24 protein-coding genes and 1 riboswitch are annotated in these 26,192 nt (G+C 65.2%); of the genes, 13 read left to right on the top strand and 11 right to left on the bottom strand.

Annotated elements, in window-relative coordinates; genetic code table 11:
- Window positions 1–170 precede the first annotated feature (170 nt).
- Both CE453_RS05645 and pdxR read right to left on the bottom strand, forming a co-directional pair.
- Entirely contained in the window at window positions 171–605 is a 435-nt protein-coding gene (locus CE453_RS05645; protein ID WP_089173692.1) for a 6,7-dimethyl-8-ribityllumazine synthase, read from the bottom strand.
- Window positions 606–681: 76 nt separating this feature from the next.
- A riboswitch (FMN riboswitch) is annotated at window positions 682–826 on the bottom strand.
- Window positions 827–882: 56 nt separating this feature from the next.
- A complete protein-coding gene (gene pdxR / locus CE453_RS05640; protein WP_089173691.1) occupies window positions 883–2,358 on the bottom strand; it encodes a MocR-like pyridoxine biosynthesis transcription factor PdxR in 1,476 nt (491 codons plus the stop codon).
- Between the two features lie 100 nt (window positions 2,359–2,458).
- On the opposite strand from pdxR, the gene CE453_RS05635 reads away from it, so the two are divergent.
- The gene (locus CE453_RS05635; protein ID WP_198302270.1) at window positions 2,459–3,319 is read left to right on the top strand and encodes a YggS family pyridoxal phosphate-dependent enzyme; all 861 of its coding nucleotides are present in this window, start codon (window positions 2,459–2,461) and stop codon (window positions 3,317–3,319) included.
- Between the two features lie 16 nt (window positions 3,320–3,335).
- Window positions 3,336–4,235 (top strand): dihydrodipicolinate synthase family protein, encoded by a 900-nt coding sequence (locus tag CE453_RS05630; RefSeq protein WP_089173690.1) that lies wholly within the window; start codon window positions 3,336–3,338, stop codon window positions 4,233–4,235.
- Window positions 4,236–4,284: 49 nt separating this feature from the next.
- Here the strand turns inward: CE453_RS05630 and CE453_RS05625 are convergent, their stop codons facing one another.
- The gene (locus tag CE453_RS05625; RefSeq protein WP_089173689.1) at window positions 4,285–5,931 is read right to left on the bottom strand and encodes an IclR family transcriptional regulator domain-containing protein; all 1,647 of its coding nucleotides are present in this window, start codon (window positions 5,929–5,931) and stop codon (window positions 4,285–4,287) included.
- Window positions 5,932–6,082: 151 nt separating this feature from the next.
- Here CE453_RS05625 and CE453_RS05620 point away from each other — a divergent pair, with 151 nt between their 5' ends.
- The 9 genes from CE453_RS05620 to CE453_RS05580 all read left to right on the top strand — a co-directional run bounded on the left by CE453_RS05620 (window position 6,083) and on the right by CE453_RS05580 (window position 14,101).
- Window positions 6,083–6,871, top strand: a complete 789-nt coding sequence (locus tag CE453_RS05620; protein WP_089173688.1) for a ribonuclease activity regulator RraA — start codon at window positions 6,083–6,085, stop codon at window positions 6,869–6,871.
- The gene (locus tag CE453_RS05615; protein ID WP_089173687.1) at window positions 6,864–7,316 is read left to right on the top strand and encodes a nuclear transport factor 2 family protein; all 453 of its coding nucleotides are present in this window, start codon (window positions 6,864–6,866) and stop codon (window positions 7,314–7,316) included. Before CE453_RS05620 ends, CE453_RS05615 begins: the two co-directional genes overlap by 8 nt.
- 18 nt (window positions 7,317–7,334) lie before the next feature.
- Window positions 7,335–8,300 carry an aldose epimerase family protein gene (locus tag CE453_RS05610; protein WP_089173686.1) on the top strand — a complete coding sequence of 322 codons (966 nt, stop codon included), beginning with the start codon at window positions 7,335–7,337 and terminating at the stop codon, window positions 8,298–8,300.
- Complete coding sequence (locus CE453_RS05605) at window positions 8,297–9,112, top strand: NAD-dependent epimerase/dehydratase family protein (RefSeq protein ID WP_157732905.1); 816 nt, start codon at window positions 8,297–8,299, stop codon at window positions 9,110–9,112. Before CE453_RS05610 ends, CE453_RS05605 begins: the two co-directional genes overlap by 4 nt.
- A 109-nt stretch (window positions 9,113–9,221) precedes the next feature.
- Window positions 9,222–10,400 (top strand): ABC transporter substrate-binding protein, encoded by a 1,179-nt coding sequence (locus CE453_RS05600; RefSeq protein WP_089173684.1) that lies wholly within the window; start codon window positions 9,222–9,224, stop codon window positions 10,398–10,400.
- 122 nt (window positions 10,401–10,522) lie between these two features.
- Window positions 10,523–11,611, top strand: coding sequence for a mandelate racemase/muconate lactonizing enzyme family protein (locus CE453_RS05595; protein WP_089173683.1), 1,089 nt, complete (start codon window positions 10,523–10,525; stop codon window positions 11,609–11,611).
- A gap of 124 nt (window positions 11,612–11,735) precedes the next feature.
- Window positions 11,736–12,587 carry a glyoxalase III HchA gene (hchA, locus tag CE453_RS05590; RefSeq protein ID WP_089173682.1) on the top strand — a complete coding sequence of 284 codons (852 nt, stop codon included), beginning with the start codon at window positions 11,736–11,738 and terminating at the stop codon, window positions 12,585–12,587.
- Entirely contained in the window at window positions 12,584–13,303 is a 720-nt protein-coding gene (locus CE453_RS05585) for a PA1136 family autoinducer-binding transcriptional regulator (RefSeq protein WP_089173681.1), read from the top strand. The genes hchA and CE453_RS05585 overlap by 4 nt, the downstream gene beginning before the upstream one ends.
- A 24-nt stretch (window positions 13,304–13,327) precedes the next feature.
- Complete coding sequence (locus CE453_RS05580; RefSeq protein WP_089173680.1) at window positions 13,328–14,101, top strand: SDR family oxidoreductase; 774 nt, start codon at window positions 13,328–13,330, stop codon at window positions 14,099–14,101.
- A gap of 113 nt (window positions 14,102–14,214) precedes the next feature.
- Here the strand turns inward: CE453_RS05580 and CE453_RS05575 are convergent, their stop codons facing one another.
- From CE453_RS05575 to CE453_RS05560, 4 genes are read right to left on the bottom strand one after another with little or no spacing between them, the layout of a single operon-like run.
- A complete protein-coding gene (locus CE453_RS05575; protein WP_089173679.1) occupies window positions 14,215–15,366 on the bottom strand; it encodes a serine hydrolase domain-containing protein in 1,152 nt (383 codons plus the stop codon).
- Window positions 15,363–16,943 (bottom strand): ABC transporter substrate-binding protein, encoded by a 1,581-nt coding sequence (locus tag CE453_RS05570; protein WP_089173678.1) that lies wholly within the window; start codon window positions 16,941–16,943, stop codon window positions 15,363–15,365. Before CE453_RS05570 ends, CE453_RS05575 begins: the two co-directional genes overlap by 4 nt.
- 13 nt (window positions 16,944–16,956) lie before the next feature.
- A complete protein-coding gene (locus tag CE453_RS05565) occupies window positions 16,957–17,310 on the bottom strand; it encodes an AtuA-related protein (protein WP_089173677.1) in 354 nt (117 codons plus the stop codon).
- A gap of 4 nt (window positions 17,311–17,314) precedes the next feature.
- Window positions 17,315–18,637, bottom strand: coding sequence for an acyclic terpene utilization AtuA family protein (locus CE453_RS05560; protein ID WP_089173676.1), 1,323 nt, complete (start codon window positions 18,635–18,637; stop codon window positions 17,315–17,317).
- A 70-nt stretch (window positions 18,638–18,707) separates the two neighbouring features.
- Between CE453_RS05560 and CE453_RS05555 the strand changes: the two genes are divergently transcribed.
- A complete protein-coding gene (locus CE453_RS05555) occupies window positions 18,708–19,598 on the top strand; it encodes a LysR family transcriptional regulator (protein ID WP_089173675.1) in 891 nt (296 codons plus the stop codon).
- Between the two features lie 26 nt (window positions 19,599–19,624).
- Here CE453_RS05555 and CE453_RS05550 read toward each other — a convergent pair whose 3' ends face one another.
- From CE453_RS05550 to CE453_RS05540, 3 genes are read right to left on the bottom strand one after another with little or no spacing between them, the layout of a single operon-like run.
- Entirely contained in the window at window positions 19,625–21,205 is a 1,581-nt protein-coding gene (locus tag CE453_RS05550; RefSeq protein WP_089173674.1) for a sulfite reductase subunit alpha, read from the bottom strand.
- Complete coding sequence (locus tag CE453_RS05545) at window positions 21,202–22,998, bottom strand: NirA family protein (protein WP_089173673.1); 1,797 nt, start codon at window positions 22,996–22,998, stop codon at window positions 21,202–21,204. The genes CE453_RS05550 and CE453_RS05545 overlap by 4 nt, the downstream gene beginning before the upstream one ends.
- 17 nt (window positions 22,999–23,015) lie before the next feature.
- Window positions 23,016–23,819: a formate/nitrite transporter family protein gene (locus tag CE453_RS05540; protein ID WP_198302269.1), complete on the bottom strand. Its 804-nt coding sequence runs from the start codon at window positions 23,817–23,819 to the stop codon at window positions 23,016–23,018.
- A gap of 838 nt (window positions 23,820–24,657) precedes the next feature.
- Here CE453_RS05540 and CE453_RS05535 point away from each other — a divergent pair.
- Window positions 24,658–25,218 carry a P-loop nucleotide/nucleoside kinase family protein gene (locus CE453_RS05535; RefSeq protein WP_089173672.1) on the top strand — a complete coding sequence of 187 codons (561 nt, stop codon included), beginning with the start codon at window positions 24,658–24,660 and terminating at the stop codon, window positions 25,216–25,218.
- Window positions 25,219–25,271: 53 nt separating this feature from the next.
- Here the strand turns inward: CE453_RS05535 and CE453_RS05530 are convergent, their stop codons facing one another.
- Window positions 25,272–26,159 carry a glycine betaine ABC transporter substrate-binding protein gene (locus tag CE453_RS05530; protein WP_089173671.1) on the bottom strand — a complete coding sequence of 296 codons (888 nt, stop codon included), beginning with the start codon at window positions 26,157–26,159 and terminating at the stop codon, window positions 25,272–25,274.
- Window positions 26,160–26,192 lie beyond the last annotated feature (33 nt).

The raw sequence follows: 26,192 nt of genomic DNA, 5'->3' as shown, positions 1-26,192 counted from the left end.
CGCGATACTGACGTCCGGCCTGGGGCGTGTCCGCGTCCGGAATGGACGCCGCTAGGACGGTCATTCGCGGCCACTTCCGGCCACGATCGCGAAAGAACCGAAGGATCGACGAGCCCGATCGGGGGTTGGCCCTTCGACGAGGCGAAGGACCACCCTGTTCACGGCGGACGTCAGGCGCTGAGGCGCTCGCGCGTCCGCAGGATCATCAGCGCGGCTTCGGCGGCTTCGCGCCCCTTGGTGACGAAATGGGCCCGGAAAATGTCGGCATGGGGAGACGCTTCCCGATAATGATGCGGCGTCAGGGAAATCGAGAGCACCGGAATACCGGTGTCCAGTCCTGCTCGCATCAGGCCGTCGACCACCGCCTGCGCCACGAAATCATGGCGATAGATCCCTCCGTCGACGACGAAAGCGGCCGCGGCAACAGCCGCATAGCGCCCGGTTGCGGCAAGGTCGCGCGCGAGCAACGGCATCTCGAACGCGCCAGGTACGTCGAACACGTCAACCTGATCGGCAGGGATGACCTCGACGAAACCTTTGAGCGCCTGGTCGACGATGTCGGCATGCCAGGCAGCTTTGATGAATGCATAACGGGCGAGTGTCACAGTGATCTCCTTTCGCGACAGACACGTCACCCAAGGCGATCACGGCCGCATCCCGCGCCAGAGACGCGGAAAGCCAGCACGTTCTCTTTCATCCGGACTCTGACCGTCGGCTCAGGCATCCCACCTGATCTGCTGACCCCTCCTCGCGGAAGGCGCTCGCGGGCTCGCGGCCAAGGCCGCATACCGCCGGTGGGGAATTTCGCCCCGCCCTGAGAACAGGTTCACGATAGTCGCATTGCTCGGAGCACGACAAGCCCCGTCCATGCCTGCGGGGCCGCTATCGCGTCCGTTCGTCCAGGCGCCCTTTCACCGATGCGACGGCTTGTGCCAGCAGCTCGACACCGCGCTCGATCTGCCGGATTTCCAATGCCGAATAGCCCATTACGAGACTGAGCCGGTCCGATTGCGCCTCCGCAATGGCAGGGTCGTATAGTGAGGTTACGGAATGCAGGCCGATGCCGATCCGGCGCGCTTCTTCGATCAAGGCAAGTTCCAGGACGCTCGGTAGATCGGCAAGCCGCACGACAATATGCAGGCCGGCATCGGCCCCCTCGATCGCGATCCTGTCGCCGAATGCCAGGCGCAGCCTGTTGAGGAGCGTCTGTCGCCGCTCACCGTTGAGGCGCCGGACCCGCCGCACATGGCTCTCATAGGCACCGCTTTCGATGAGCGAAGCCAATGCCTCCTGCTCGGCAACGGGAGAATGCCGATCGATCAGTTGCTTGGCCGTTGCGAAGACCTCTTGCAGGTCCGGCGGCACAACGAGGTAGCCGATCCGCAGCGTCGGCGAGAGCGTCTTGGAGATCGTTCCGAGATAGACGACGTTGTCGCTGTTGCCCAACCCATGCAACGGCGGAACCGGATTGATGTCATAGCGATATTCGCTGTCGTAGTCGTCTTCGATCACATAGGCGCCGTTCTGCCGCGCCCATTCGATCAGCTGGCGGCGGCGCGAGATCGTCATCACGCCCCCGAGAGGAAACTGGTGAGACGGGGTCACATAGGCGAGCCGCGCCTCGACACCCCTGAGCATGTCCGTCTTCAGCCCTTCGCCATCCACGGCAATCGGCACGGCTAACGCTCCGGTGCCGGAAAAGACGTGCCGGGCCATGGCATAGCAGGGGTTCTCGATCACGAAGCGATCGGCTGGATCGAGAAGCAGCCTCGCGCACAGGTCGAGACCCTGCTGCGAGCCGTTGACGATCATGATCTGGTTCAGTTCGCAGCGTAGCGTCCGGGCCCGCCAAAGATAACCCTGCAACGCCACGCGCAGGCGCCGCGAGCCGCGCGGATCGTTATAGACAAGCGGGCCGGGCCGGCGTGCCATGACAGCGTTCATCGCGCGTTTCCAGATACCGGCGGGAAAGTCGGATGGCGCGAGATCGCCATACCGAAAATCGGCGACCAGCTGGTTCGCCACCTGGTCGCGCCAGACCGGGACGCTCCGGATACGTTCGCCATAGGCTGAAAGCCGGATTGGCCCGGAGCGCTTCGGCCGGCTGTCAGGCACGCCCCTGTCGACGACGGCGGAGGCGACGCGCGGCCTTGCTCCCTGGCGGACCGTGATGAACCCCTCGGCCAGCAGCTGCTCGTAGGCGACCGTCACGGTCGTTCGGGAGATCCCGAGCTCGACGGCCAGCGCGCGCGAAGATGGCAATAGACCGTCTTCGCCGAAGACGCCGGCAATCACCTGCTCTCTCAAGGTCTCATAGATTTGCCGGGCCCCCGGCGGCTTGGAGGAGTTCATCGCCATCGCACTCTAACTGGCCCAGCTCAATTTTCATAAACTGGTCGTTCTGAATGATCCAGCAACGCGTTATGCGAAGGGGAATTCGAGAGGCCCCGACACGACGATGAGCAGGACCGACAGGCAACAGGAAGCCAGCTTCCGGACATCGCAGCGCGGCGCCGCCTATCCCGATTCCGGTTCTTTGGCCTGCAGCGACACACGGCTTTCCCCCGACGAGCTTCAGCGCTTCGGCAACGATCCTTTGGCGACCTTCCGGGCCAATCTGGCATCCGTGGAAGACCGGATCGCCCGCGCTTGCGAACGGGTCGGGCGTGACCGCAGCTCGGTGCGGCTGCTTCCCATCACCAAGACGGTACCTGCCCCTGTCCTGCGCTTCGCCTATGCGGCCGGCATCCGCTCGTTCGGCGAGAACAAGATCCAGGAAGCCATAGCGAAGCGCGAGGCCCTGGGCGATCTTGCGATCGACTGGAGCATCGTCGGGCATCTTCAGACCAACAAGGTGAAGTATCTCACCCAGTTCGCCCAGGAGTTTCACGCACTCGACAGCTTGCGCCTGGCCGAGCTTCTCAACGCCCGACTGGAGCGCGAGGACCGCACCCTCGACATCTATGTGCAGGTCAACACATCCGGCGAGGAGAGCAAGTTCGGACTGCATCCCGATGCGCTGCTGCCGTTCGTCGATACTCTCCACCAGTTCCCGCGCCTGAAGCCACGCGGTCTCATGACGCTGGCGCTCTTCAGCGCCGACATGGCGAAGGTTCGCCCCTGTTTTGCGCTTCTGCGTACCCTGCGTGACCAGGCGATCAGGCGCCACGCAGGTCTGACCGGACTGTCGATGGGCATGACCGGCGATTTCGAAGAAGCCATAGAAGAAGGCGCGACCGTCGTTCGCGTTGGCCAGGCCATCTTCGGGAAACGCCCCACTCCGGACGGGCATTACTGGCCAGGCCTTGCTCCCCACTGACGAGAGATTCCGAACCATGACTGTTCCCGGCGGCCTATCCGCATTTCCAATCACGCCTGCCGATCAGGCCGGCCGGATCGACATCGCGGCGCTGCGCAGGCTGGTTGCCCGGCTCGCTTCAGCCGGGGTCGATTCGATCGGCCTGCTCGGCAGCACCGGCACCTACATGTATCTGACCATCGAGGAGCGTCGGCGGGCTGTCGAAGCAGCCATCGACGAAGTGGCGAGCCGGACCCCGGTCATCGTCGGGATCGGCGCTCTGCGCACGGATGACGCGATCAGGCTTGCCCAGGATGCCAAAGCCATCGGCGCGGCCGCCGGCTTGCTCTCTGCAGCCTCCTACACACCGCTGACCGATGACGAGGTGTTTGAGCATTTTTCGACGGCCGCGCGCGAGAGCGGCTTGCCCATCGTCATCTACGACAATCCCGGTACCACGCATTTCCGCTTCACGCCCGAACTCATCGGCCGCCTCTCCAACGTGCCAGGCATCGTCGCGATCAAGAATCCGGGCTGGAGCGCCGAAGACACCGGCCGCAACCTGGCCGAGCAGAGCAGGATTGTACCGAAAGGATTTTCGATCGGCTGCAGCGGCGACTGGATGGCGACGGAGACCCTGCTCGCCGGGGCCGACACCTGGTACAGCGTGCTCGGCGGCCTCTTGCCAAACATCTGCCTGAAGCTCGTCAGGTCGGCCCAGAAGGGCGAAGCTGCCGAAGCGCGCCGGCTCAATGGCGAATTGGCCCCGATCTGGAATGTGTTCAGGCAATACTCCAGCCTGCGGGTCGTCTATGCGCTCGCCGAGCAGCTTGACCTTTGCCACAGCAAGCCACCGCCACCAATCTTGCCGCTGCCGGAATCGGCGAAGCGTCAGGTGGCAGAGCTGCTGACGAGTTCGCCGGATATAGCGGCTTGAAGGTTTCCGTGGCGTGGCCGTCTCATGGGCCGGCCACGCGCCCGACAGGTCAGCCGGCGATCGTCGAGGCAACCAGCAAGTGACCCGAGAGCGGCGCTTTTTCCAAGACCTCGCGGGCAAGGTCGATCCGCGCGGTGGTGACGTAGATGCGGTCCTTGCCTTCACCGCCAAAGGCGAGGCCGGTCGGGCGCGGCACGGGCAGCGGCAGCAATCGTTCGATTTCGCCCTCGGTCGTCAGTCGCGCGATGCTCCAGCCGTCATAGAGTCCGACCCAAAGCCGATCATCCGCATCCACGGCGAGGCTGCGCGGCTCGCCCGAGACGCGCGGTATCCGCGTGTATAACCGGGGCGTCGAACCGTCGCGTTCGAGCAGATAGATCGTCCCGCTCTCGGGATCGGACGCAAAAAGCCGGCGGCTCGCCTGCGACCAGGCGAGCGCACCGATCCGCTTGCGCAGGGTCCATCTGGGTTCGATAGCCCCGTCACGGCCGAGCCTGCCGATCCGGGTTTCATCGCCCTGTTGGACGGCGGCCCAGGGCTGTCCGTCGGGATCGGTTGCCATTGCGGTCGCGCCGCCAAGCTCGGAAACGGCGCGATCCTGAAGGCATTCCTGCTTGTTGATCCTGAGAAACCGCCCGCCGAGGAGCAAGATGACATCGCCGTCGACGGTCACAGCGAGCCCGTCGATCGGCGCGCCTGGCTCGGGCCGGAATGTCGCAGTTCGGAATCCCTCCGTCATGTAGAGGGTGGGCCCAAGTCGATCGGCCCAGACGAGGGATGAGCGCGCCGCATCCCAGACCGGATGAGCGCCATAGAAGACAGGCTGGCGGTGGGCATCGTGCGGCTGCCAGGGCGTGCCGGCCTGCGACTGCCGGACCGGAGCGCCTCTCAGGGCCAGGCCGATGTTGCGGGCCACATTCGCGATCTCCGGACCGAGCTGGGCTACCCTTTCGCTGGTCAGCCGATAGATCGGCCCGGCCACGCTGATGGCCGCGATCGGCCGGCCGGTGGAGTCGAGCACCGGTGCGCCGACACAACGATTACCCGACAGGATCTCCTGGTCTTCGATCGCATAGCCGCGTGCCCGGACGATGCGCAGCTGCGTCATCAGCGTGTCGCGATCGGTGATCGTCTGCGGTGTGAAGCGCTCCAGAGATTCATGGCCGAGCATGGCTTCGGCCTCCGCTTCCGGGAGGAACGCGAGGATCGCCTTGCCCTGGCTGGTGCAGTGCAGAGGCTTGCGTACGCCCAGCCGGGCGGCCGAGCGGACATCGTGCGGGCTTTCGAACTTGCCGAGCGCCAGAACCATGCCGTCATCGGGCACGGCAAGATAGGCGGTCTCCCCTGTCATGTCGCGCAGGCGCTGCAGCTCGACGCTCGCGACCGCAGCAAGATCGGGCGCGACCCAGACATTCTGCGCCAGCTCGAGCAGGCGGTAGCCGAGGGTATAGCCCTGGGACTGCGGGTCGAGGCGAACGAAGCCATGTGCGGTGACCGAGGCAAGAATCCGGTAGAGCGTCGCCTTCGGCCATCCCGTCGCAGCGGCAAGCTCGGCCGCCGTCACGAGGCCGGGGGCCGCCGCGACCAGATCGATCAGCCGAAAGGCCTTGCCGATCAGGGCCGTGCCGGCAACGGCCGGTTGATCGCTGCGATCATCGGGGAGCCATCGGATCGCCCCCGCATGCGGTTCAGCCATCGAATGATCCCATATTGTGAGACAGAGAGCTCGAAACCTCGGCTTCGAAGCTTTCCGAGGATCAATATGTAGGTCAAAAAGGTCAAGGCCGGGGTCGTGGATCACCTATCGCCGGCTCGAGAGCAGAACCCCTTCGGCCGGACAGCGATTCATGACCTCACCCACGCAACACCCCGACGCCGTCCCGCAGGGGGTGATCGACCGGCTGAAGACGATCAGCAGCGGGTCGCTCACCACCGAGTTGTTCCGCCGCGGCCTGCGCCAGTGCTTCCTTGTCGGGCTGAAGGCGCTGAACCCGAACGCCGCGAAATTCGCCGGCGAAGCCTTCACGATGCGCTTCATCCCGGCTCGCGAGGATATCGACACCTACGCGACCCTCACTCCCTATCCGAACCCGGACAATCTCCAGTGGGAGGCGGTCGAGCAGATTGGCCCGGGCGAGGTGCTGGTCATCGACAGCCGCGGCGACATTTCATCCGCCTCGGCGGGCAACGTCCTGCTGACGCGGATGATGGTGAAGGGCGTGGCTGGTGTCGTCACCGACGGCGCTTTCCGCGACGGCCAGGAGATCGCCGCGATGCCGTTCCCTGCCTATGCCCGCGACGTGGTCGCCTCGACCCGGCTGTCGACCCATCATGCCGCCGATCTCAATGTGCCGATCTCCTGCGCCGGGGTTGCCATCTACCCCGGTGACATCCTCGTCGGCGACGGGGACGGCGTCACGGTGGTGCCGCGCCGTTTGGCTGCTGAGATCGCCGACGCCGGTGAGAAGCGCGACATCCTGGAAGGCTATCTGGTCAAGCGCATAGCCTCCGGCGAAGGGCTCTACGGCGTCTATCCGCCGACGCCGCAAACCCGTGCCGACTTCGAAGCCTGGCAGAAGGCCGGCGCTCGCGAGGAGGACATCACGCGCATTCGTGCGGAGGCCAGCCATGGTTGAGATCACTCCCGCCTTCATGGAAAAGGCGATCCGGCGCTATTTCGAAGCCTGCAACGCTGGCGACTACGCCATGCTCGTCTCCTGCTTCACCCCCGACGCCGTCCATTATTTCCCGCCGGGCCTGCCCGAGATCCCGTGGCGGACCGCCGACGTGATCGCCCGCAAATGGGTCTGGTGCGTCGAAAACCTCGGCTCGCGCTGGACCATCGAGAAAATCCTGTGTTCCTCGACCGCGCCGGAAGCCGTGATCGAATGGACGCATTGGAAGCCCAGCGCCAAGACCGCGCTGCGCGGCGACGAATGGTATGTCTTCGACGAGAAGAGCGGCCTGATCCGCGAGATCCGAGCCTATTACGCCTCGGCTGCCGACGGCAGCCTGCCGATCAGCGAGCTGGTCGAGTTCGACTATGCCGGCCGCGGCTATCACCTCGGTCCGCAAGCCTAGCCAAAGAGACCGGCGGGGATGGCTGAAACCATGGAGCTTCCTGCGACACGGCGCGAGGACGTGCAGCAAGCAGTTCCCGTCCATGAAGGCGGGAGGCTGGTGCTGCGGTCGGACATGCTGGAGGCGACCGTATCGCCCAAGGAAGGCGGGCGCCTTGCCACGCTTCGCGACCTGTCCGGCACAGCCCCGCGCGATCTCGTCGTGCCCCTGCGCGCCTGGCCGGCCGAGCCTCGGCGCTGGCCGAAAGGGGGTGCCTATCCGCTCATTCCCTATTCCAACCGCATCGCCGGCGGCTGCTTGCACCATGCTGGCCGCGTGTGGTCCGTCGAACCACATCCTGACGCCGCTCCGCACAGCCTCCATGGCACGGCACATCTTCGCGAATGGGAGGTTGAATCCAGCGCCCCGACGAGAGCCGCACTGACGCTCTCCGCCGCCCCGGATGGCGACTGGCCCTGGCCCTATCTTGCCCGGCAATCCTTCGAACTCACGCCGGAGACCTTGCGCATCGAACTGAGCATCGAAAACCGCGGCATCGAGGCTTTCCCGGTCGGGCTCGGCTGGCACCCCTACCTGGCCTGGTCGCCCGACGCGGAGATCCGTCACGATGCCCGGCGACGCTGGCTCTATGGCGAGGATTATGTCGCAACCGGCGAGACGATACCGGCCGACGCAGTCGGAAGCCGGACCAGCTATCTCTCGGACTGGACCGGGCTGGAGATCAGCCATGCCGACGGCCATAGCGTCCGTGTCACAACAAGCCCCGCGCTCTCGCACCTCGTTCTGCATCGGCCGGATGATGACGCCTATCTCTGCGTCGAGCCGGTCTCCCATGTCGCGAACGGCTTCAACCTGGCGGCCGACGGCATCGCGGGCACCGGCACGCATCTGCTTGAAGCCGGCGCCAGCTTCAGCGCCTGGGTCGAGCTCGGCCCCGGTCGAAGAGGCGCAAAGCCGGCTGCCGGCCGGGAGATCGATCCGTGACGAAGACCATCCTGATCACCGGCGCCGGCGGCGTCGTGGGGCGAGCCATCCGGCCCTTGCTGCGGGGGAGCTATCGTCTCCGCCTGTTCGATCGCAATGCCATCGCGGATCTCGCGACGAATGAAGAGGTCGTCCTCGGCGACATCGCGGACAAGGCTGCGCTGGCTGAGGCCCTGCAGGGCGCCTCGGCCGTGGTGCATCTCGCCGGCTGCACCACCGAAGCCGGAATCGAGGAGCAGATCGCGGGCAATGTCCAAGGGGCCTGGAACGTGTTCGACGCCGCACGGGCCGCCGGCATCGAGCGGGTGGTTTTCACCAGCTCGCATCACGTGGTCGGCCATTACCCACGCCACAGGCGGATTGGTTCTGATGTCCTGCTGCGCCCGGACAGCCGCTACGGTTTGACCAAGGCTTTCGGCGAGCAGGCGGGCGCCTTCTTTGCCGATCAGTTCGGGTTGCGGGTGTTGGCCATCCGGGTCGGCTTCATGGGGGATCGGCCGGTCGACCGCCGCCGCCTCGCCATCTGGACGAGCCCGCGCGATCTCGCGCAATTGGTTCGGATCGGTTTGGAGCACGAAGCCCTACGCTTCGCCGTCGTCTACGGCATCTCCGACAACGCCCGCAGCTTCTTCGACAACGCCACGGCATGGCGCCTGGGCTATCGACCGCAGGACAGCGCCGACGATTATGCGGAGGCCGTCATGGCGGCAGTCCCGCCGGAGGATCCCGACCGGCTTGCCAGCCGCGTCATCGGCGGCACCATGGCCGAAGGGAGCTTCGTCGGTGACATCGCGCGGATTGAGGATTGGTGAGACGGCGCGCCGGCCGTGCCGGGCGCCGAATGCAAAGTGAAGACCGATGGCGCCACAAGACGCCACGCAACAGGGCCGTTCCGGCGGCTATCCTTGGGAGGATGACAGGATGAAGATGACGGACCCATCTCGACGCCAGTTCCTGGGCGGGGCGGCAGGCTTTGCGGCCATGGCTCCTGGCCTCGCGCAGGCGCAGCTCGCCCAGCCGAAGGCGCCGGTCAATCTCAACATCGTCGACGTCGCCGGCAATCTCGCGCTGACCCAGAAGGCCTTCGAGGCCTATCGCCGGGCAAAGCCCGAGCTGGTCTCGCGGATGACCTTCACCAAGGCGCCGGCCCCCGAGCTGCCCGGCAAGATCAAGGCGCAGCAGGACGCCGGACGCATCGACATCGACCTCGTGCTGACCGGCACGGACGCGCTCGCGGCCGGCATCGAGCAGAATTTGTGGGTCGATCTGCTCGCGGCCCACAAGACGGCGCTGCCGAAGCTCGATGAGATCTACGAAAGGGGCGCTGCCATGATGCAGGGCCTGGCACTCGGCCAGGGCGTGGTCGTCGCCTATTACCCCTCGGGGCCGCTGCTCGAATACCTGCCGGCCCACGTCCCGACTCCGCCGGGCTCGCTGGAGGAGCTGTTGGCCTGGGCCAAGGCTCACCCCAACAAGTTCATGTACGCCCGACCTGCCAATTCCGGCCCCGGCCGCACCTTCATCATGGGACTGCCCTATATCCTCGGCGACAGCGATCCGAAGGATCCGATGAAAGGCTGGGACAAGACCTGGGCCTATCTGAAGGAACTCGGCCGCTACATCGAATACTACCCGACCGGCACCTCCGCGGTGATGAAAGAGCTCGGCGACGGAACCCGCCATATCATCGCCACCACGACGGGCTGGGACATCAATCCGCGCGTGCTCGGCGTGGTCCCGAAGGAGGCGCGCATCGGGACCTTGAAGAATTTCCGTTGGGTCATCGACGGCCAGTACATGGCGATCCCGAAGGGCCTGCCCAACGACAAGATCGCCGTGCTTCTCGACCTGATGTCGTTCATGCTGACCAAGCCGGCACAAGCCTTCACCTATGACGAAGGCTATCTCTACCCGGGGCCGGCGGTGAAGGACGTCCCACTCTCGATGGCGCCGCCCGAGAGCCAGGCGGCGATCGCGGAGTTCGGTCGTCCCGAATATGCGAAGCTGATCGCGGACACGCCCTTCGAGCTGCCTCTCGAGCCGAACCAGATGGTCATGGCCTTCCGCAGGTGGGACGAAGAAATCGGCAAGCGGGCCTGACCGCCCGCACCGGGCGACCGCGCTTGATCTCGCTGGCGGCCGGGCCTCGGCAGGCGACCAGCGATCCGCATTGTTTCGCCGGACCCGCTGGTCGGGTCGGCTCCTGACCCGATGAGAAGGCCATGTCCGATCCGATCACAAAGGTGGAGCCGGTTGTCCTGCGCATCCCGTTCGACGATGGCGGCAAGGGGCAAGGCATCACGCCGACCCGGTGGAGCAATCTCGACATCGTCTTGGTCCGGGTCGAGACGGCCTCTGGTCTGGTCGGCTGGGGCGAGGCCTTTGGCTATATGTGCCAGAACGCCACCGCCATCGCGGTTCGCGACCTGGTCGCGCCGGCTGTGATCGGGCGGGATTCGCAAGATCCCCGGGCCGTCAATCTGGCGGCTCAGCAGGCCCTCGCCCTCTTCGGCCGCTATGGCATCACCCTGTTCGCGATCTCGGGGCTGGACATCGCGCTGTGGGATATTGCGGGCAAGCGCGCTGGCGTGGCCTTCTCGCGCCTGATCGGGCCGCGCTGCCGCGACGAGATCCGCGCCTATGCGAGTCTCGTTCGATACGGCGATGTCGAGCGCGTCGCGCATTTCGCGGCCGAGGCCACCGCGCTCGGTTACGACGAAGTGAAGCTGCATGAGGTTCTGTCGGAGACGATCACGGCCGGGCGCCTGGGCGCCGGGCCGGATGCGCGCCTGACCGTCGACGTCAACTGCCAGTGGTCCCTGGAGCAGGTCAGGGCGATGCTGCCGGCCCTTGCCGAGAACAATGTGAACTGGCTCGAGGAGCCGACCTTCCCGCCCGAAGATCCGACACCCTGGCGAGCCATCGCCGCCGAGGGGATCGCCATCGCTGCCGGCGAGAATGCCTGCACCGCTGTCGAGTTTGCCCGCCTCGTCCCCGCCCTCGACGTCGTCCAGCCAAGCGTCACGAAGGTCGGCGGCGTCACCGAATTCGTCAAGGTCGCGCAGCTCACGCGCGCGGCCGGCAAGCGCCTCGCACCGCATTCGCCCTATTTCGGGCCGGGCTATTGGGCGAGCTTGCAGCTTGCCGCCGCGATCGACGGCTTCGAGGTCTTCGAGTTCCTGTATGTCCGGCCGGAAGCCTGGTGCGGCCTCGACCCCGCTTTGCCGGCCTGTGGAGCCATCCGCATTCCCGACAAGCCTGGCATCGGCTTCGAACCCGACATGTCCGTCATCGAGCGCTATCGGGTCTAGATCGAGCATAGGAGACGACGATCGCCGAAGCCGGCGCGCCGCCGCTCGTTGAGGGAAAACCCTCATTGCAGGGACGATGGCTGAGCTTAAGCTCCGGTCTTCCAGTCAGCAGATGGAGGACACCATGGCTGCCTCACAGTCCGAGGACAAACGCCCGCAGCGCGATCCGGCGGAGGACAATGCCTTCTTTCCGTCGCCCTATTCGCTAGGCCAGTTCACGAAGCCGAAATCCGATCTCGGCGGCGCCGACTATCCCAATCCCTATAACGGCAAGAAGAAGGTGCTGATGATCGGCGCCGACGAGCGCTATCTGCTCACCGACAACGGCACGTTTTTCTCAACCGGCAACCACCCGGTCGAAACGCTGCTGCCGATGTATCATCTCGACAAGGCCGGTTTCGCCTTCGACGTGGCCACCGTGTCGGGAAATCCCGTCAAGTTCGAGCTCTGGGCCATGCCCTCCGAGGACGAGGAGGTGAAAGGGCTGTTCGCGAAATACCGCGCCCAGTTCAAGCAACCGCTGAAGTTGTCCGAGGTGATCAAAAATGGCCTCGACGATTACGCCGCGATCTTCATCCCGGGTGGTCACGGCGCACTGATCGGCCTCCCCGAGAGCGAGGACGTCAAGGCCGTGCTGGAATGGGCCGCCGCAAAGGACAGGTTTGTCGTTTCGCTGTGTCATGGACCGGCTGCCTTCCTGGCGGTCGGCGACAGCGACATCTACCGCGGCTACGGGATCTGCGCCTTCCCCGACGCGCTGGACGCCAAGACGCCTGACATCGGCTACATGCCGGGCCACCTGACCTGGAAGTTCGGCGAGAAGCTGAAGGCGCTCGGCTTCGAGATCCTCAACAAGGATATCTCCGGCGCCGTGCATCGGGACCGCAAGCTGCTGACCGGGGACAGCCCGCTCGCCGGCAACGCGCTGGGCAAGCTTGCCGCCGACGCGCTTCTGAAGGAGGTCGACGCGGCGTGACCGCACCGCCGAACGGTACCACGGTTGCAACCGCCGTCGCCCTCGAAGGCGCGGAGAGCCTGCCTGTCATTCAGCAGGCGGTTCGCACTTTCGCCGCATCGTTCGGTTATGATCGATTCGTGCTGTTCTCCGCCTCTTCGGCCCGGGACGAGGTGGTCGAGCGCATCTATTGGGTCGAGGGCGATTGGTTCGGCGAAGGCGAACCGGTCGACTCCGATACCTATGTCCGGCGCTGCCCGGTGACGCGCCACATCCTCGAGGCGCGCGAGCCGTTCTTCTGGACCAAGACGACGGAAACGAACGGCGAGCTCTATCGCGTGGTCCGTTTGCCGCGGGGGCGAGGCATCCACGGCCTCCAGATTCCCATATTCGGGCCGCTGGGGCTGGAAGGGGCGATGAGCCTCGGCGGTGAGCGGATCGACCCATCGCCCACCGCCCGGGTCGCGCTCTCCGTGGTCGCGGGCGCGGCCTTTCTTGCGGCGCGAAGGCTCCTAGAAGCTCCGGCCGGCGATGGCATCGGAGCGCTGACCGGCCGTGAGCGCGAGATTTTGGCGTGGACCGCGGCCGGTCGTCGTCAAGGCGAGATCGCTGCGGCGTTGGGCCTGTCCGAGCGGACGATCGAGAACCACCTGCGGCGAATTCGCAAGCGCCTCGGCGTCGCAACGACGGCGCAAGCCGTCCGCGTCGCGATCCGAATGGGCGACATTGTCGCATGAAACGATGAAACAGGGAGATGCGCGATGGGCAAGACAGTCCTCGTGACGGGTTCGGCGACCGGGTTCGGCCGTGGCGTGGCGCTCGGCCTCGCCCGGCGCGGGCATCGCGTCGTCGCTGGTTGCCAGATCTGGCCGCAGGTCTGGGAGCTGCGGAATGCGGCCAAGGCCGATGGCATCGAGATGGAGGTCATCAAGCTGGACGTCTTGAACGAGATCGACCGCAACAAGGCGCTCGGCATCGAGATAGACGTGCTGTTCAACAACGCCGGCATCATGGAATCGGGCCCGATGATCGAGATTCCGATGACGGTATTCCGGTCGGTTTTTGAGACCAATGTCTTTGCCGCGCTGGAGCTGGCTCAGGGCTTCGCACGCACCATGGTGAAGCGCGGTGCCGGGCGGATTGTCTGGACTTCTTCGGTCGCGGGCCTGGTCAAGGTCCCCTTCGACGGGGCCTACGCCGCCTCGAAGCACGCCGTCGAAGGCATCTGCTCGGCGATGTGCGAGGAGCTCAAGCCCTATGGGGTGCAGGTAGTGACGGTGAACCCCGGCGCATTCCGCACCGGCTTCAATGACACGGGGATGGAAAGCATGGACCAGTGGTGGGGTCAGGGCGAGCGCGTCGTCGCGCACTGGCCGGTGCGCGAACTCGATCGCCAGCACGATCCCGCCGAGATGATCGAGGCGATGATCGGCGTGATCGAGGCCGAGAGTCCACCTTACCGTACTGTCCGTCCCGCCAGAGCCGAAGAGATGGTCCGCAACGAACAGGCGGAGATTTGGGATCGGCGCGCCTGAAACCCCGCAGGAATTTCAGACTGCGCCGCAGAAGGATCTCGACGGCGGGACGTCAACTGGGTCGCGATGCCCCGCCTCTGCCGTTCCACGCGTCTCCAAGATGCGAAATTGATTCAAAGCCGGCTAAGGACAGCATCTTTGAAGGCGAAGCGCTCGGCCTTGAAATCCACGCAGTAGCTTGCTGCGAAGGGCAGCTGCGGATGGCATGACAGCGTGACGATGACGACATTGGCTCGCCGGTTGATATAGAGTGTTTGGCCCGCGAAGCCGACCGCGACCATGGCGCCATCAGGGTCGATCCACCAGCTGTAGCCATAGCCGTCGGCGCCGTAATTGTTCGTCTCCGCGTCGAGCGCAAAGACGCGCGACCCGGCCGCATCGAGCCATCCTTCGGGGAGAACCCGCTCGCCGTCGATCACCCCTTCCTTGAGCAGGAAGAGGCCGAAGCGGCCGAAATCCCGCAGCGCCATCCCGGCGCGGCTGCCGCCGATCTCCTGGCCGCCCTCGGATTCCAGCGTATAGAAGGCATCGAACTCCATGCCGAAGCGCGACCAGATCTTGCTCGACATGTAGTCGGCCAGCGTGCGGCCGGTCGCGGCCGAAAGCAGCGCGCCCAGGACGTAGGTGTCGCCCGTGTTGTAGTTGAACTGGCTGCCCGGCGGATGCAGTCCGCGCACGCTCCGCATCAGCGCCAGCACCCCGCCTGGCACCTTGTCGCCGAGCGACTTGCTGTAGCGGTTCACATGCGAACGGCGATCGGTGTAGTCCTCGTTCCAGTCGACGCCGGACGACATGGTGATCAGGTCGCGAACGCTCACCGCGTCATAGGCGCTGCCGCGCAGGGCCGGGAGATAGCGCGAGACGGCATCGTCGAGACTTTCGATGGAGCCGTCCTGAAGTGCCGCGCCGACGAGCGTCGAGGTCAGCGATTTGATCATCGACATCGACGACCAGCGACGGCTCTCCTCCAGCCCGAGCGCATAGCGTTCGAGCCGGATCGTGTCGCCCTGCAGCACGAGCAATCCGGCTACGTTGGTCCGCTGGATATAGTCGTCGAGCCCGCGGCGCTCACCGGCCAGCTCGTATTCCGGAGCTATCTCCGCCCCACGAGAGAGCGGAAAGGCATCGGTGCCGCGAGCGATGCGACGCGTCGCGAACATGGCGTCGACATTGGCATAGGCATAGGCCTGCCAGCTCGGCGACAGCAGCAGGAAATCCTCGCCGCGCGGGATGTGGCATTGCGGCTGCGCGATGGTGCTGCTCATGCCCGGCGCACTCCATAGAACAGCGGCAGGCCTTTCTGCACGCCGGTCAGGTTGTTGCGATAGGCCGTCTGCTGGAAATAGAGGCCGGTCGGCGCATAGGGCACGGTCTCGAAGGCGACACGCTGGATCTCGGCGCAGATCGCGGCCTGCGCCTTCTCGTCCGGTGCCCGGAACCAGTCCATGCGCAATTCCTCAAGACGGGGAATGTCGGACCAGCCGAAGATCGCTGACGTGCCGCTGCCCCGCAGGAAATTGTTGCTCGACGGGTTGAGCAGGCCGACGCCGGCCGTGAAGGTCCCCACCAGGTGCCAGCCGCCCTTGTCGGGCCCTTGCCGGTTATTGGCGCGGGTGAGTACCGTGCCCCAGTCCATCACCTGCATGTCGACATTGAAGCCGGCCTGCTTCAGCGCATCGGTCACGACCTCGCCCTGGGCCTTGATCGTCGCGACATCGCCGGGCACGAGATAGACCAGTGGCTCGCCCTTGTAGCCGGCCTCCTTGAGGAGGCGCCGCGCCACATCCTTGTCCGGCGGCTCCTTCAGCGCGTCGAGTCCCGTCTCGCTCGCCATCGGCGTGCCCGGCAGGAAATAGCCGACCTTGTCCTTCCAGCGCTGCGCATCCTCGCCGATCACGGCGGTCATGACGTCCCTCTGACTGATCGCCGCCAGTGCCGCCCGGCGCACGAGGACATTGCTCGTCGGACCCTGCAGGAAGTTGAAGCGGACGACGCCCGCCGACCCGAAAGAGTCGATCAGGTCCAGCTTAACGTTCTTGTTGGTGGCCAGCAGATCCCAGTAATCCGAGGCGGGTTGCTCCCACCAATCGATCTCCCCGGTCTGAAGAGCGGCTGCCGCCGTGGCGACATCCGGCATGACCAGCCATTCCACGCGATCGAAATGGGCAATCTTCGGCCCGGCGAGAGCGCTGGTCTCCCCGCCCTGACGCGGCACATAGCCGCCGAATTTCTCGTAGACGAGCCGGCTGCCCGGCACGCGCTCCCCGGGGACGAAGCGGTAGGGTCCGCTGCCGACCATCTCGGTGACCTGGGTCGTGGCCTCCGTCAGCGCGAGCCGCTCGGGCATGATCACCGCGTTATTGGTGCCGAACTTCCCGAGCGCGTCGGGAAGCATCGGGAACGGCGACTTGAGTCGGAAGCGAACCTCCCTGTCGGAGACCGCCGACAACTCGTCGGTGACCGCCGCCAGAACCTGGCCGACATTGTCGCGCTTCCACCACCGTTTCACGCTCGCGACCACATCGCGGGCGAGCACCGGTGAACCATCGTGGAAGCGCAGCCCCTCGCGCAGGGTGAGCGTCCACTGGCGCCCCTCCTTCTCCACGAGATGGCCTTCCACCATCTGCGGCTGGGCCCGGTTGTGCTCGTCGGCGCCGTAGAGCGTGTCGAAGATCATCAGCGCATGATTTCGCGTGACATAGGACACGCTCATGATCGGATCGAGGATCGCCACGTCGGATTGCGGCGCGAATTTGAGAGTGGAGGCGCCTTGCGCCCGCACGATCGAAGGCAGGCACAGGGCCGAGGCCATGCCGGTGAGAAAGCCGCGTCTTGTGGCCATGAGCGTTTCCCTCTCAGTCGTTATGATTTGCTTTGTCGGCAGCGCCGTCTTGCGCGCGCTCCGGAACGGCGAGATCGAGATCGAGCAGCGCCAAGCTCAAGCTCTTGCCATGCGCATCCAGCGCCAGTGAGCGCGTGACGCCACCGCCAAGCGCGCCTTTCATGACGAAGTTCAGGGCGCCGAGCTGCGGGAGTTCGTAGCGGGTGACCGATCCCGTCGCGATGCCCGCGAAATGGGCCGCCACGCGCGCCGCCGTCACCTGTTGAGCAAGGAGGGGATAATCGGCTTCGTTGAAGGCGATGACCGATATGGTCGAGACATTACCCTTGTCACCCGTCCGGGAATGCGCGATCTGGCGGAGCTTCATAGCGTCAGGCCTCGAAGAAGCTGAGCTGGGTCGGGGCGACACTGTCAGGCGCCAGAGCTGAGGCGATCGCGACGACCTGTCGGACCGATTTCGTTACGCCCCCGCCGCCGGCAGGGCCGTTGGTGTAGAGCGCCTCGACCTCGTTGCCGATAGCTATCGCCTCGGCCGCCGCTTCGGTGCGCGCGGCCACGCGCACGCGAACCTCGTAGGGAGCACCGCCCTGTGACAACGCAGCGCCGTGCAGCGCATCGACGCCGATCAGATCGAAACGCGCCTCCCCCATTGGTACGCCGGTGATCGCCAGGCGTTCGCGGACGATCTCGAGCGCCAGGCGCCCCCGCCCGACCGCTCCCGTCCCCGCATAGGAAATCTGGCCTTCGCCGACATAGCCGATCGAGACTTTGAGCAGGCCGGTCCGCGCCGTCCCGCCTCCGCCTTCGACCGCAACGCGATCCGGCCCAGCGTTCCGGACGCGGACCTGCGAGAAATCCGCGATGACATCAGGCTGCAGATATCGTGCAGGGTCCTCGATCTCATACAGCAGCTGCTCCTTGACCGTGGCCGTCGTGACGGCACCGCCGGTCCCTTCGAGCTTGGTCACGACCAGATCGCCATCCTCGGACACTTCCCCGATCGGGAAGCCGAGATGCGCCAGCCCGGCGACATCCTTCACACCCGGATCTGCGAAATAGCCGCCGGTGACCTGCCCGGCGCATTCGAGCAGATGCCCAGCCAGCACGCCCCTGCCGAGCTTGTTCCAATCGTCCGCGGCCCAGCCGAAGGAATGGATCAGCGGTCCGAGGAACAGCGCCGGATCGGCAGCCCGTCCCGTCACCACGACGTCGGCGCCGGCCGCGAGCGCCTCCACGATCGGCACAGCGCCGATATAGGCGTTGGCGGAGATGATGCGGTTGTCCAGATCGGCCAGCGTGCCGCCTTCCAGAAGCTGGAGATCGCTGCCGCGTATGGCCTCGAGGACATCGTCTCCGGTGACGGCGGCTACCTTGAGGCCTCCGAGGCCCAGACGGCGCGCGACGTCGCACACGCGTTCCGCAGCCGCCAGCGGATTGGCAGCTCCCATATTGGTGACGATCCGCGTGCCGTTCTCGCGGCAGGCGGCGAGCACGGCGGACATCCGCTGATCGAGCAAGACGTCGTAACCCTTGCTCGGATCTGTGAGCCGCGCCTGCTGGGCGATCGCGATCGTCCGCTCGGCAAGGCATTCGAAAACGAGATAGTCGAGCCGCCCATGGCGCGCGAGCTCGACGGCAGGTTCGATCCGATCCCCCGCAAAACCCGCCCCGGCACCAATCCTGATGGTTCGCATGCCGCAAGGCTGGGGCCGGCAAGTCCATCAATCAATTGAAATGATTCAATCGCTGAAATAGCTTCTCACTATGGATCTCAATCTTCGCCAGGTCAGGGCCTTCGTGGCCGTCGCGCGGCTGGGCAGCTTCACCCGTGCCGCTGCGCTGCTGCATGTGGCGCAGCCGACCTTGACCGTGCAAATCAGGCGGCTCGAGGAGGCTCTCACCGTCCGGCTGTTCGACCGGACATCCCGCTCGGTCGCGCTGACGCAGATCGGACGCGACCTTCTCCCGGTCCTGGCGCGGCTCGTGCAGGATCTGGACGGTATCATCGCCGAGGTTCGCAATCACGGCGCCGGATATCAGGGGCTGGTAAGGGTCGCCGCACTGCCCACGGCCGCCGCCGCCATGCTGCCGAAAGCCATCGCATCGTTCCGCATCCCCCATCCCGGCGCCGATTTCCGCATCCGTGACGTGATCGCCCGGCGCGTCCTGGCTTTGGTTGACGCGGAGGAGGTCGATATCGGGGTCACGGGCGGCGCGACCAATGCGGTCGATGTCGATGTTCTGCTCACGATCGAAGACCGCATGCATGTGGTCTTTCCGCAGACTCATGCCCTCGCTGAGACGCAGCTCGTAACGCCTGAACTGCTGATGCGATATCCTCTGATCATGATGGATCTCGATACCAGCGTCCGCGCCGTCGTCGAGGCCGGTTTCCATGCCGCTGGGCTGATCCCGCGCCCCGCAGCCGAAGTGACCTACATGATGACGGCCGTGGGGATGGTGCAGGCCGGCCTCGGCATCACGATCCTGCCTTCGTCGGCGAAGGAGATCGATGCCTATCCGATGATCCGGTCGCGCAGGATCGAGGCGGCAGGCTTCGAGAGGCAGATCAGTCTCGTCAAGAAGAGCGGCCGGACCTTGCCCCCGCTCTCCGCCCTCTTCGTCAGCCACCTCTGCGAAACCGCGACGGGTTGATCGGGGCTGATCCGGAACCTGAACGTTTAGTAGACGTCGGCCTGATAGCGTCCCTGCTTCCGCAACGACGCAAGATAGGCGATGGCCTTATCGCTGCTGCACCCGCCATGTTCGGCAATGATGTCGACCAGAGCGCGCTCCACATCCTTGGCCATGCGCTTGGCGTCGCCGCAGACGTAGAAGTGCGCACCCTGTTCGAGCCAGGCCCAGACCTCGCTGCCGCGCTGGCGCATCCGGTCCTGCACATAGACCCTCTCGCCATCGCGCGACCAAGCAAGCGTCAGGTTGGTGAGGAAGCCCGAATCCTTCATCGCCTGCAGTTCCTCCTCATAAAAGAAGTCGCAGGCGCGGCGCTGATGACCGAAGAACAGCCAGTTTCGGCCCGAAGCCCTCACCGCTTGCCGGTCCTGCAGGAAGGCGCGAAAGGGAGCGACCCCGGTGCCGGGACCACACATGATGATCGGCGTCGCCGGATCGGCCGGCAGCCCGAAGCCATGGGCCCGCTGGACATAGACCGGCACCTTGTCGCCAGGGGCGATCCGCTCGGCTAGGAAGGTCGAGGCCACGCCCCAGCGCGGGCGCATCCCGATCCGATAGCGCACCGCGTCGACCGTCAGCGTGATGCGGCCGGGCGCAGCATTGTGGGAGGACGAAATCGAATAGAGACGGGGCTGGAGCGGATCGAGGGCTTCGACGAAGGCCTCGGCCGACAGACGCGCTGGCGAAAATTTATGCAGCGTCCCAAGCACGTCCAGCCGATCGAGATCACCATCCGGATCCTCCCCGGCGGCGAGGCGCTTGGCCTTGGCTCGTGTCTCGCCGCCGGTGACGTACGAAATCAGCTGGAACAGCGCATCGGGGGCGGCACCGAGCGCGCAATCGTCCATGAGCCTCAGGCGCAGCGGCTTGCCACCAACCTCGACATCCGGCCGCGCGCCCAAAAGCGCGATCACCGCATCGACAAGGCGCGGATCGTTCTGAGCGACGATGCCGAAAGCATCGCCGACCACATAGTCGAGCCCGCATTCGGAAAGATCGAACTCGACATGCCAGGTCTCCTTCTCCGAGCCTTCGCGATTGAGCTTGCGGCGCGAGAGAAAGGTCGCGAGCGCCGGGTTTTCGCGGCAACGCCCCTTCGGACCCGCCTCAACCGCCGGTGTGGCTTCGGCAGAAACCGTGGCAGCCGCGGTGCCGGGCTCTTCCATCAGGGTCTTGAGCTGGCGCAGCGTCTCCTTGCCCCCGGGCGCACAGAGATTGAGCCGCCCCTCGGTTCCCGACGCGATCGCAGCGGAATAGGTTTCGCAGACATAGCCGCATTGCCCGCAATCCTGCTGGGCCATGGCGGCATAGAGCCGGCGAGGAAGCGGCTTGCCCTCGGCCAGCTTCATTCGCTCGGCGATCTCCAGCGAGGGGTCATGCCAGGGAGCGCCGTCTTCGGCCTCGGCCATGACGGCGGCGTTCTCGGCCGGCGACAGCGCGGTCACGCCGGCATTGTCGAGCGAAAGCAACCCGGCGAAGAAGCCGTTCAGCCAGGAGCGCTGCTCCTCGCTGAAGGGCGCGCTCTCGGGCAGCACCTGAACGATCGGATTTGCGCCCTGCACCGTCATGCCGCATCTCCGATCTGCTCGACCATCGCCTGCAACGCCGCGATTTCATGGCGGCGGGCGAAGGCGACGAAGCTCTCGTCCGGCGTTGCGCGATGCGTCTGCCAGCTGCGCAGGATGGCCTCGACCAGGGCCGGTGCGTCCTCCGCTCTCACATCGGCCCGGAATTCGCGGCCCATGCCGCCCTCCACGCCGAAGCCGCCACCGACGAAGAAGTGGTAGCCGGGCACGGTATCGCCCTCGTCATTGACAGGAACCTTGGCGCCGATCAGCCCGAGATCGCCGATATAGTGCTGGGCGCAGGAGTTGTGACAGCCGGTCAGGTGGATGTTGACCGCCATGTCCAGCGTGATGCGCGGCTCGCAATGCGCGGCGATGGCGAGCGCATCCTCCTTGGTATGGGCAGCAGCGAATTTGCAGCCGGCCGCGCCGGTGCAGGCGATCAGCCCGGCGCGCAGCACGGAGGTTTCGGCGGACAGGCCGATGGCCTGTAGATTGGCCAGGACATCCTCGACCTTCACATCCGGCACGCCGGAGATCAGCAGATTCTGCCAGACGGTCAGGCGGATATCGCCGTCGCCGCAGGCCTGCGCGACCGAAGCGATGACGCGCATCTGCTGCACCGTGAGCTTGCCGACGGGCAGCGCCACGCCGACCCAGTTGAGGCCGGCTTGGGCCTGTCTGTGGACGCCGATATGGGCAAGGCGGTCATAGACGGGGCGCGGCCTGACGAAGGCGTTGTCGAGCCGGACCAGGCGGCGACCGAGCCTGCCCTCGACGGCAGCGAGGAACCTGTCGAAGCCCCAGGCATCGAGCAGGTATTTGAGCCGCGACTTGTTGCGGTCTGTGCGGTTCCCGTCGGCGATGAAGACACGCACGATCGCCTCCGCCACCGCGATCGCCTCGTCCGGGGCAAGGATCACGCCGGTATCGCGCGCGAGATCCCTGTGGCCGGTTATCCCGCCCAGTGCGAGGCGATACCAAATGCCGGGCTCGACCGGCTCGCCTTCGAATACCGCGCCCTCCCCGACCTCGACCGCCTGGAAGCCGATATCGTTGGTGTCCTCCAGCGTCGCGACGGAGCCGGCGCCGTCGAAGGCGACGTTGAACTTGCGTGGCAGCCCGTAAAGCGAACGGTCGTTCAGGATATGATGATGCCAGGCGCGGGCATGCGGGCGCGTATCGATGAGCTCGAGCGGGTCAATGCCAGCCGTCGCGGAGCCCGTGACGTTACGGATGTTGTCGGCGCCCGATCCCTTGGCCGTGAGACCGAGATCGGCGAGACCCTCGAGCAGCAGCGGGGCGTTCTCGGCCTTGATCTCCCGGATCTGGAGATTGGCGCGGGTGGTGACATGGCTGTAACCACCCGCGAAGCGCTCGGCGAGGTCGGCGGCGCCCGCGAACTGCCAGGCCTTGAGGATGCCGTTGGGAATGCGCAGCCGGCACATGTAGCTGTCCTGCGCCGGCGCGACATAGAACAGGCCGTGAAAGCGCCAGCGGAAGTTGTCCTCTGGCTTCGGATAGATGCCCGCCCGCGCCTGATCCTTGAAGCGGGCATAGGCATCGAAGGGATGCTCGGCGGCCTTCCACTTCTCCTGGTCCACGAGCTTGCCGCCAGCGCCGACCGTCCGGGCCTGTGCTTCGGCATGCTCCTTGTCGGGGCCGCTCAGCTTGGCCGAGGCGCTCCCCGGCGCTCCGCCAAGTGGGCTCAAACCCCGCGCCGTGCGGGCCGACTGCATGCCACTGACGAAGCCTTCGAGATAGCGCTTCTGATCGGCCGAGAAATCCGAGCTCATCGCCGGTCCCTCCCCTATCACTCGGCGGGCTCGGCACGCGGCATCGCGACGGCGGAAGCATCGGGCTTCGAGGCAGCCCAATAGGCGGCGGCCATGAACACGACGGCGGATATGGTATTGCCCAGGGTCACCCAGACCAGGTTCCAGAGCATGCCGCCCCAGGAAACGCTCTCGGGGTGCGGTGAGAGCAGCGCGACGCCGAACAATGTCATGTTCGCAACGGAGTGCTCGTAGCCCGACGCAATGAAGGCGAAGAGGCACCACGCGATCGCGATCATTTTCGCGGCTTCGTTGGTGATGCGTGCCGCCATCCACAATGCCAGGCAAACCAGCCAGTTGCACAGCATGGCCCGGCAGACCAGCTGGAACGCGTCGAGGTTCATCTTTGCGGCCGCAGCCTTGTAGACGAATTCGCTGGATGCCGTCGTGATCAGGCCGCCGCCTCCCGCCACGAACAGAGCGGCCAGCAAAAGGGAACCGGCGAGGTTTCCGGCCCAGCTCGTCGCCCAGACCCGACACAGCCCCGATACGGTCACGCGCCGTTCCAGCAACGCCAGGGTCATGCTCATCGTCAGGCCGGTGTAGAGATCGGCGCCCGCGAAGACGACGAGGATCAGCGCAAGACCGAAGGAAGCGCCCATGGCCAGTGGCCGCACGCTAGGATCCAGCACGGACCCAAGGCTGAAGATCAGCAGGATGCCGAAGCCGACATAGATGCCGGCCATCATCGCACTGATCCAGAAACCCGCCGGATTTCGCTCCAGGAACCGGGCTCTCTCTGCGCCGGCAGCAGCCAGTTTGCTCACCGTATCACCAAGCATGATCAACCCTCTCGCTGAACCGCTCGATGAAGAAGCACTTTCCGTGCCGAGCTTATTTTTTAAATAAAATCATATTCTTATGAGAAATCGACTCGACCGCCCGCAATTTGCGGCCGCCCAAAAAGCAGTGGAGTGGCGAGAGAATGGGCCGTAGTCGCCCTTATGCCGTCTCGGCGAAGCGGTGGCGCTCGGAAGTTGGCGTCGACAGCAAATCGACCGCGGCTTTCGAAGTCAATCGGCGTGGCACGGCACTGAAATGGGCGACTTGTCGCGCATCTAGCCGAGCGCTCAAGGCCGAGCGGGGCAATTATCGCGCAGGTATTGATCTGTGAGCTAGCACGGAACCGTTCGCCTCAGCGGCAAACGACGCCCTTTCCCTTCATCGTGCAGGTCGACGTCATCTGATGAGCGGTGGGAGCAGGCTCAAACTCGCCTTCCGCCCCGGAAGGGTAGGCTTGCGCTCCGCTTTCCATCAAGGGGGCGTCTGCCGGCCCCGGAAATACGAATCCCCCGCAGCCTGTCAGGAGCAGGCAGCACGCGGCTACGAAAAGCTTCTTCATGCTCAAGCCACCTTGAACGAAACGGGTCCGGGGCACCGAGCCCGTCCAACAGGTTCCTCTTTAGAAGGTCATCGCGCAAGCGCCAAACCGATGCTCCCGCTCGGCGCCGTGCGATTCCCTGTGGCCTGTTGCAGCGCGGCGGGTGGCGTTCGTCGGCCGAAATTTCCGCCATCCTCCGCGCCGTGCCGAAGCATGTGCGCTCGAACAATGACCAACGGCGTACGAAGGCTTTGCGGGCTCGCCTCGAAAGCAGGCGGCGAACTGGTTAGCTTTGCAGCATGGAAATCATCTTCATCTATGGGCCCGCAGCGGCTGGAAAGCTCACGGTAAGTCGCGAGCTTGCGAAAATTACTGGCCTGGCCTTGTTCCACAATCACCTCGTCGTCGACGCTGTGGGCGCGGTATTCTCGTTTGGCACAGAGTCGTTCATTCAGTTGCGTGAGAGCTTCTGGCTTCAGACGTTCAGCGCAGCAGCCCGGATCGGGCGGTCGCTCATATTCACATTCGCCCCCGAAGCAACGGTGGATGCCGGCTTCCCCGAGCGCGTGCGTGCGGCGGTCGCGCCATTCGGCGGCTCCGTGGTGTTCATCGAGCTCGCCGTTTCGTCCGAAGAGCAGGAGCGCCGGATCGTTGATCCGAGCCGCCTAGAGTTTGAAAAGCTCCGCTCGGTCGACTTGTTGCGCAGGTTGCGCGGCGAGTTTGACGACAGCCTGGCGGCCATGCCTGAGGCAGATTTGTCGATCGACACCGAGACCTGCGATCCACGTGGCGCAGCAGGGCGCATTGCGGCTTATCTTTCCGCTCGATCCACTGCTTCGACAGGAAGCAAGATGCGCTGAAGCGCGATAGACGCGCTTCAGCTGAATGTCCGCTATGGGGCGCTCGCGCTCCTTCAGATGAGCCCGGCGGCTTTCAGAAATTCCTGCGAGACGTCCGGGATCGAGGCCTTCTCGACATCGACTTTGGCGTTGAGCCCCTGCAGGACTTCGTCGTCGAGCTTGGCCGAGAGGGCTTCGAGCGCTTCTTCAAGCTTCGGATTGGCCTTCAGCACTTCGGTCCGCACCACCGGAACGGCGGCGTAATTGGGGAAGAAGCCCTTGTCGTCGGTCAGGACGCGAAACTTGAAGCCCTGGATCCGCCCGTCGGTCGCGAAGACCAGCGCGACGTCGACCTGCCCATCCTTGAGGGCCTGATAGGTCAGCCCGGAATCCATCGACCTCAGATTGGCGCGGCTCGTCTTGAAGCCGTAGGTCGACTGCAGGCCCGGCAGGCCATCGGGGCGGCCCGGGAATTCGGCGTTGACCGCGATCACCGGCTTGTCCTTGTCCGCGTTGAAGACGCTGGCGAGATCCGAGAGCGTCTTGATCGCGTCCGTCTTCGGGTTCTCCTGGCGGACGGCAAGCGCATAGGTGTTGTTCGCAGCCGAGGGCTTGAGCCAGGAGAGGCCGACCTTTGCGTCGAGCGCCTTGACGCGCTCATAGGTGTCCTTGGCGTCCAGCCGCTCATTGATCTTATTGTAGGTCACAAGCGAGGTGCCGGTGTACTCCCAGTACACATCGACCTGGCCGTTCACCTGCGCGTCGCGCAGGACCTGCGAGCCCAGCCCGTCGCGCTTCTCGACCTCGAAGCCCTTCTTCACGAGAAGCTGCGCCGTGATCTCGGTGAGCAGAAGCTGTTCGGTGAAGTTCTTGCCTCCTACGACGATCGGCTTGGCCTGCAACGGCATCGCCCAGGCGGTTGCGATCGCCGCCACGGCAAGAATCCTGGATGGAAGCTTCATAGGAATCTCCTTGTATGCGTTGCTGAAAAGCCC

The organism is Bosea sp. AS-1 (genome assembly GCF_002220095.1).
Lineage (GTDB): Bacteria > Pseudomonadota > Alphaproteobacteria > Rhizobiales > Beijerinckiaceae > Allobosea.
Note: the sequence above shows the minus strand (reverse complement) of the source record. Positions and strands in the feature narration are given on the sequence as shown.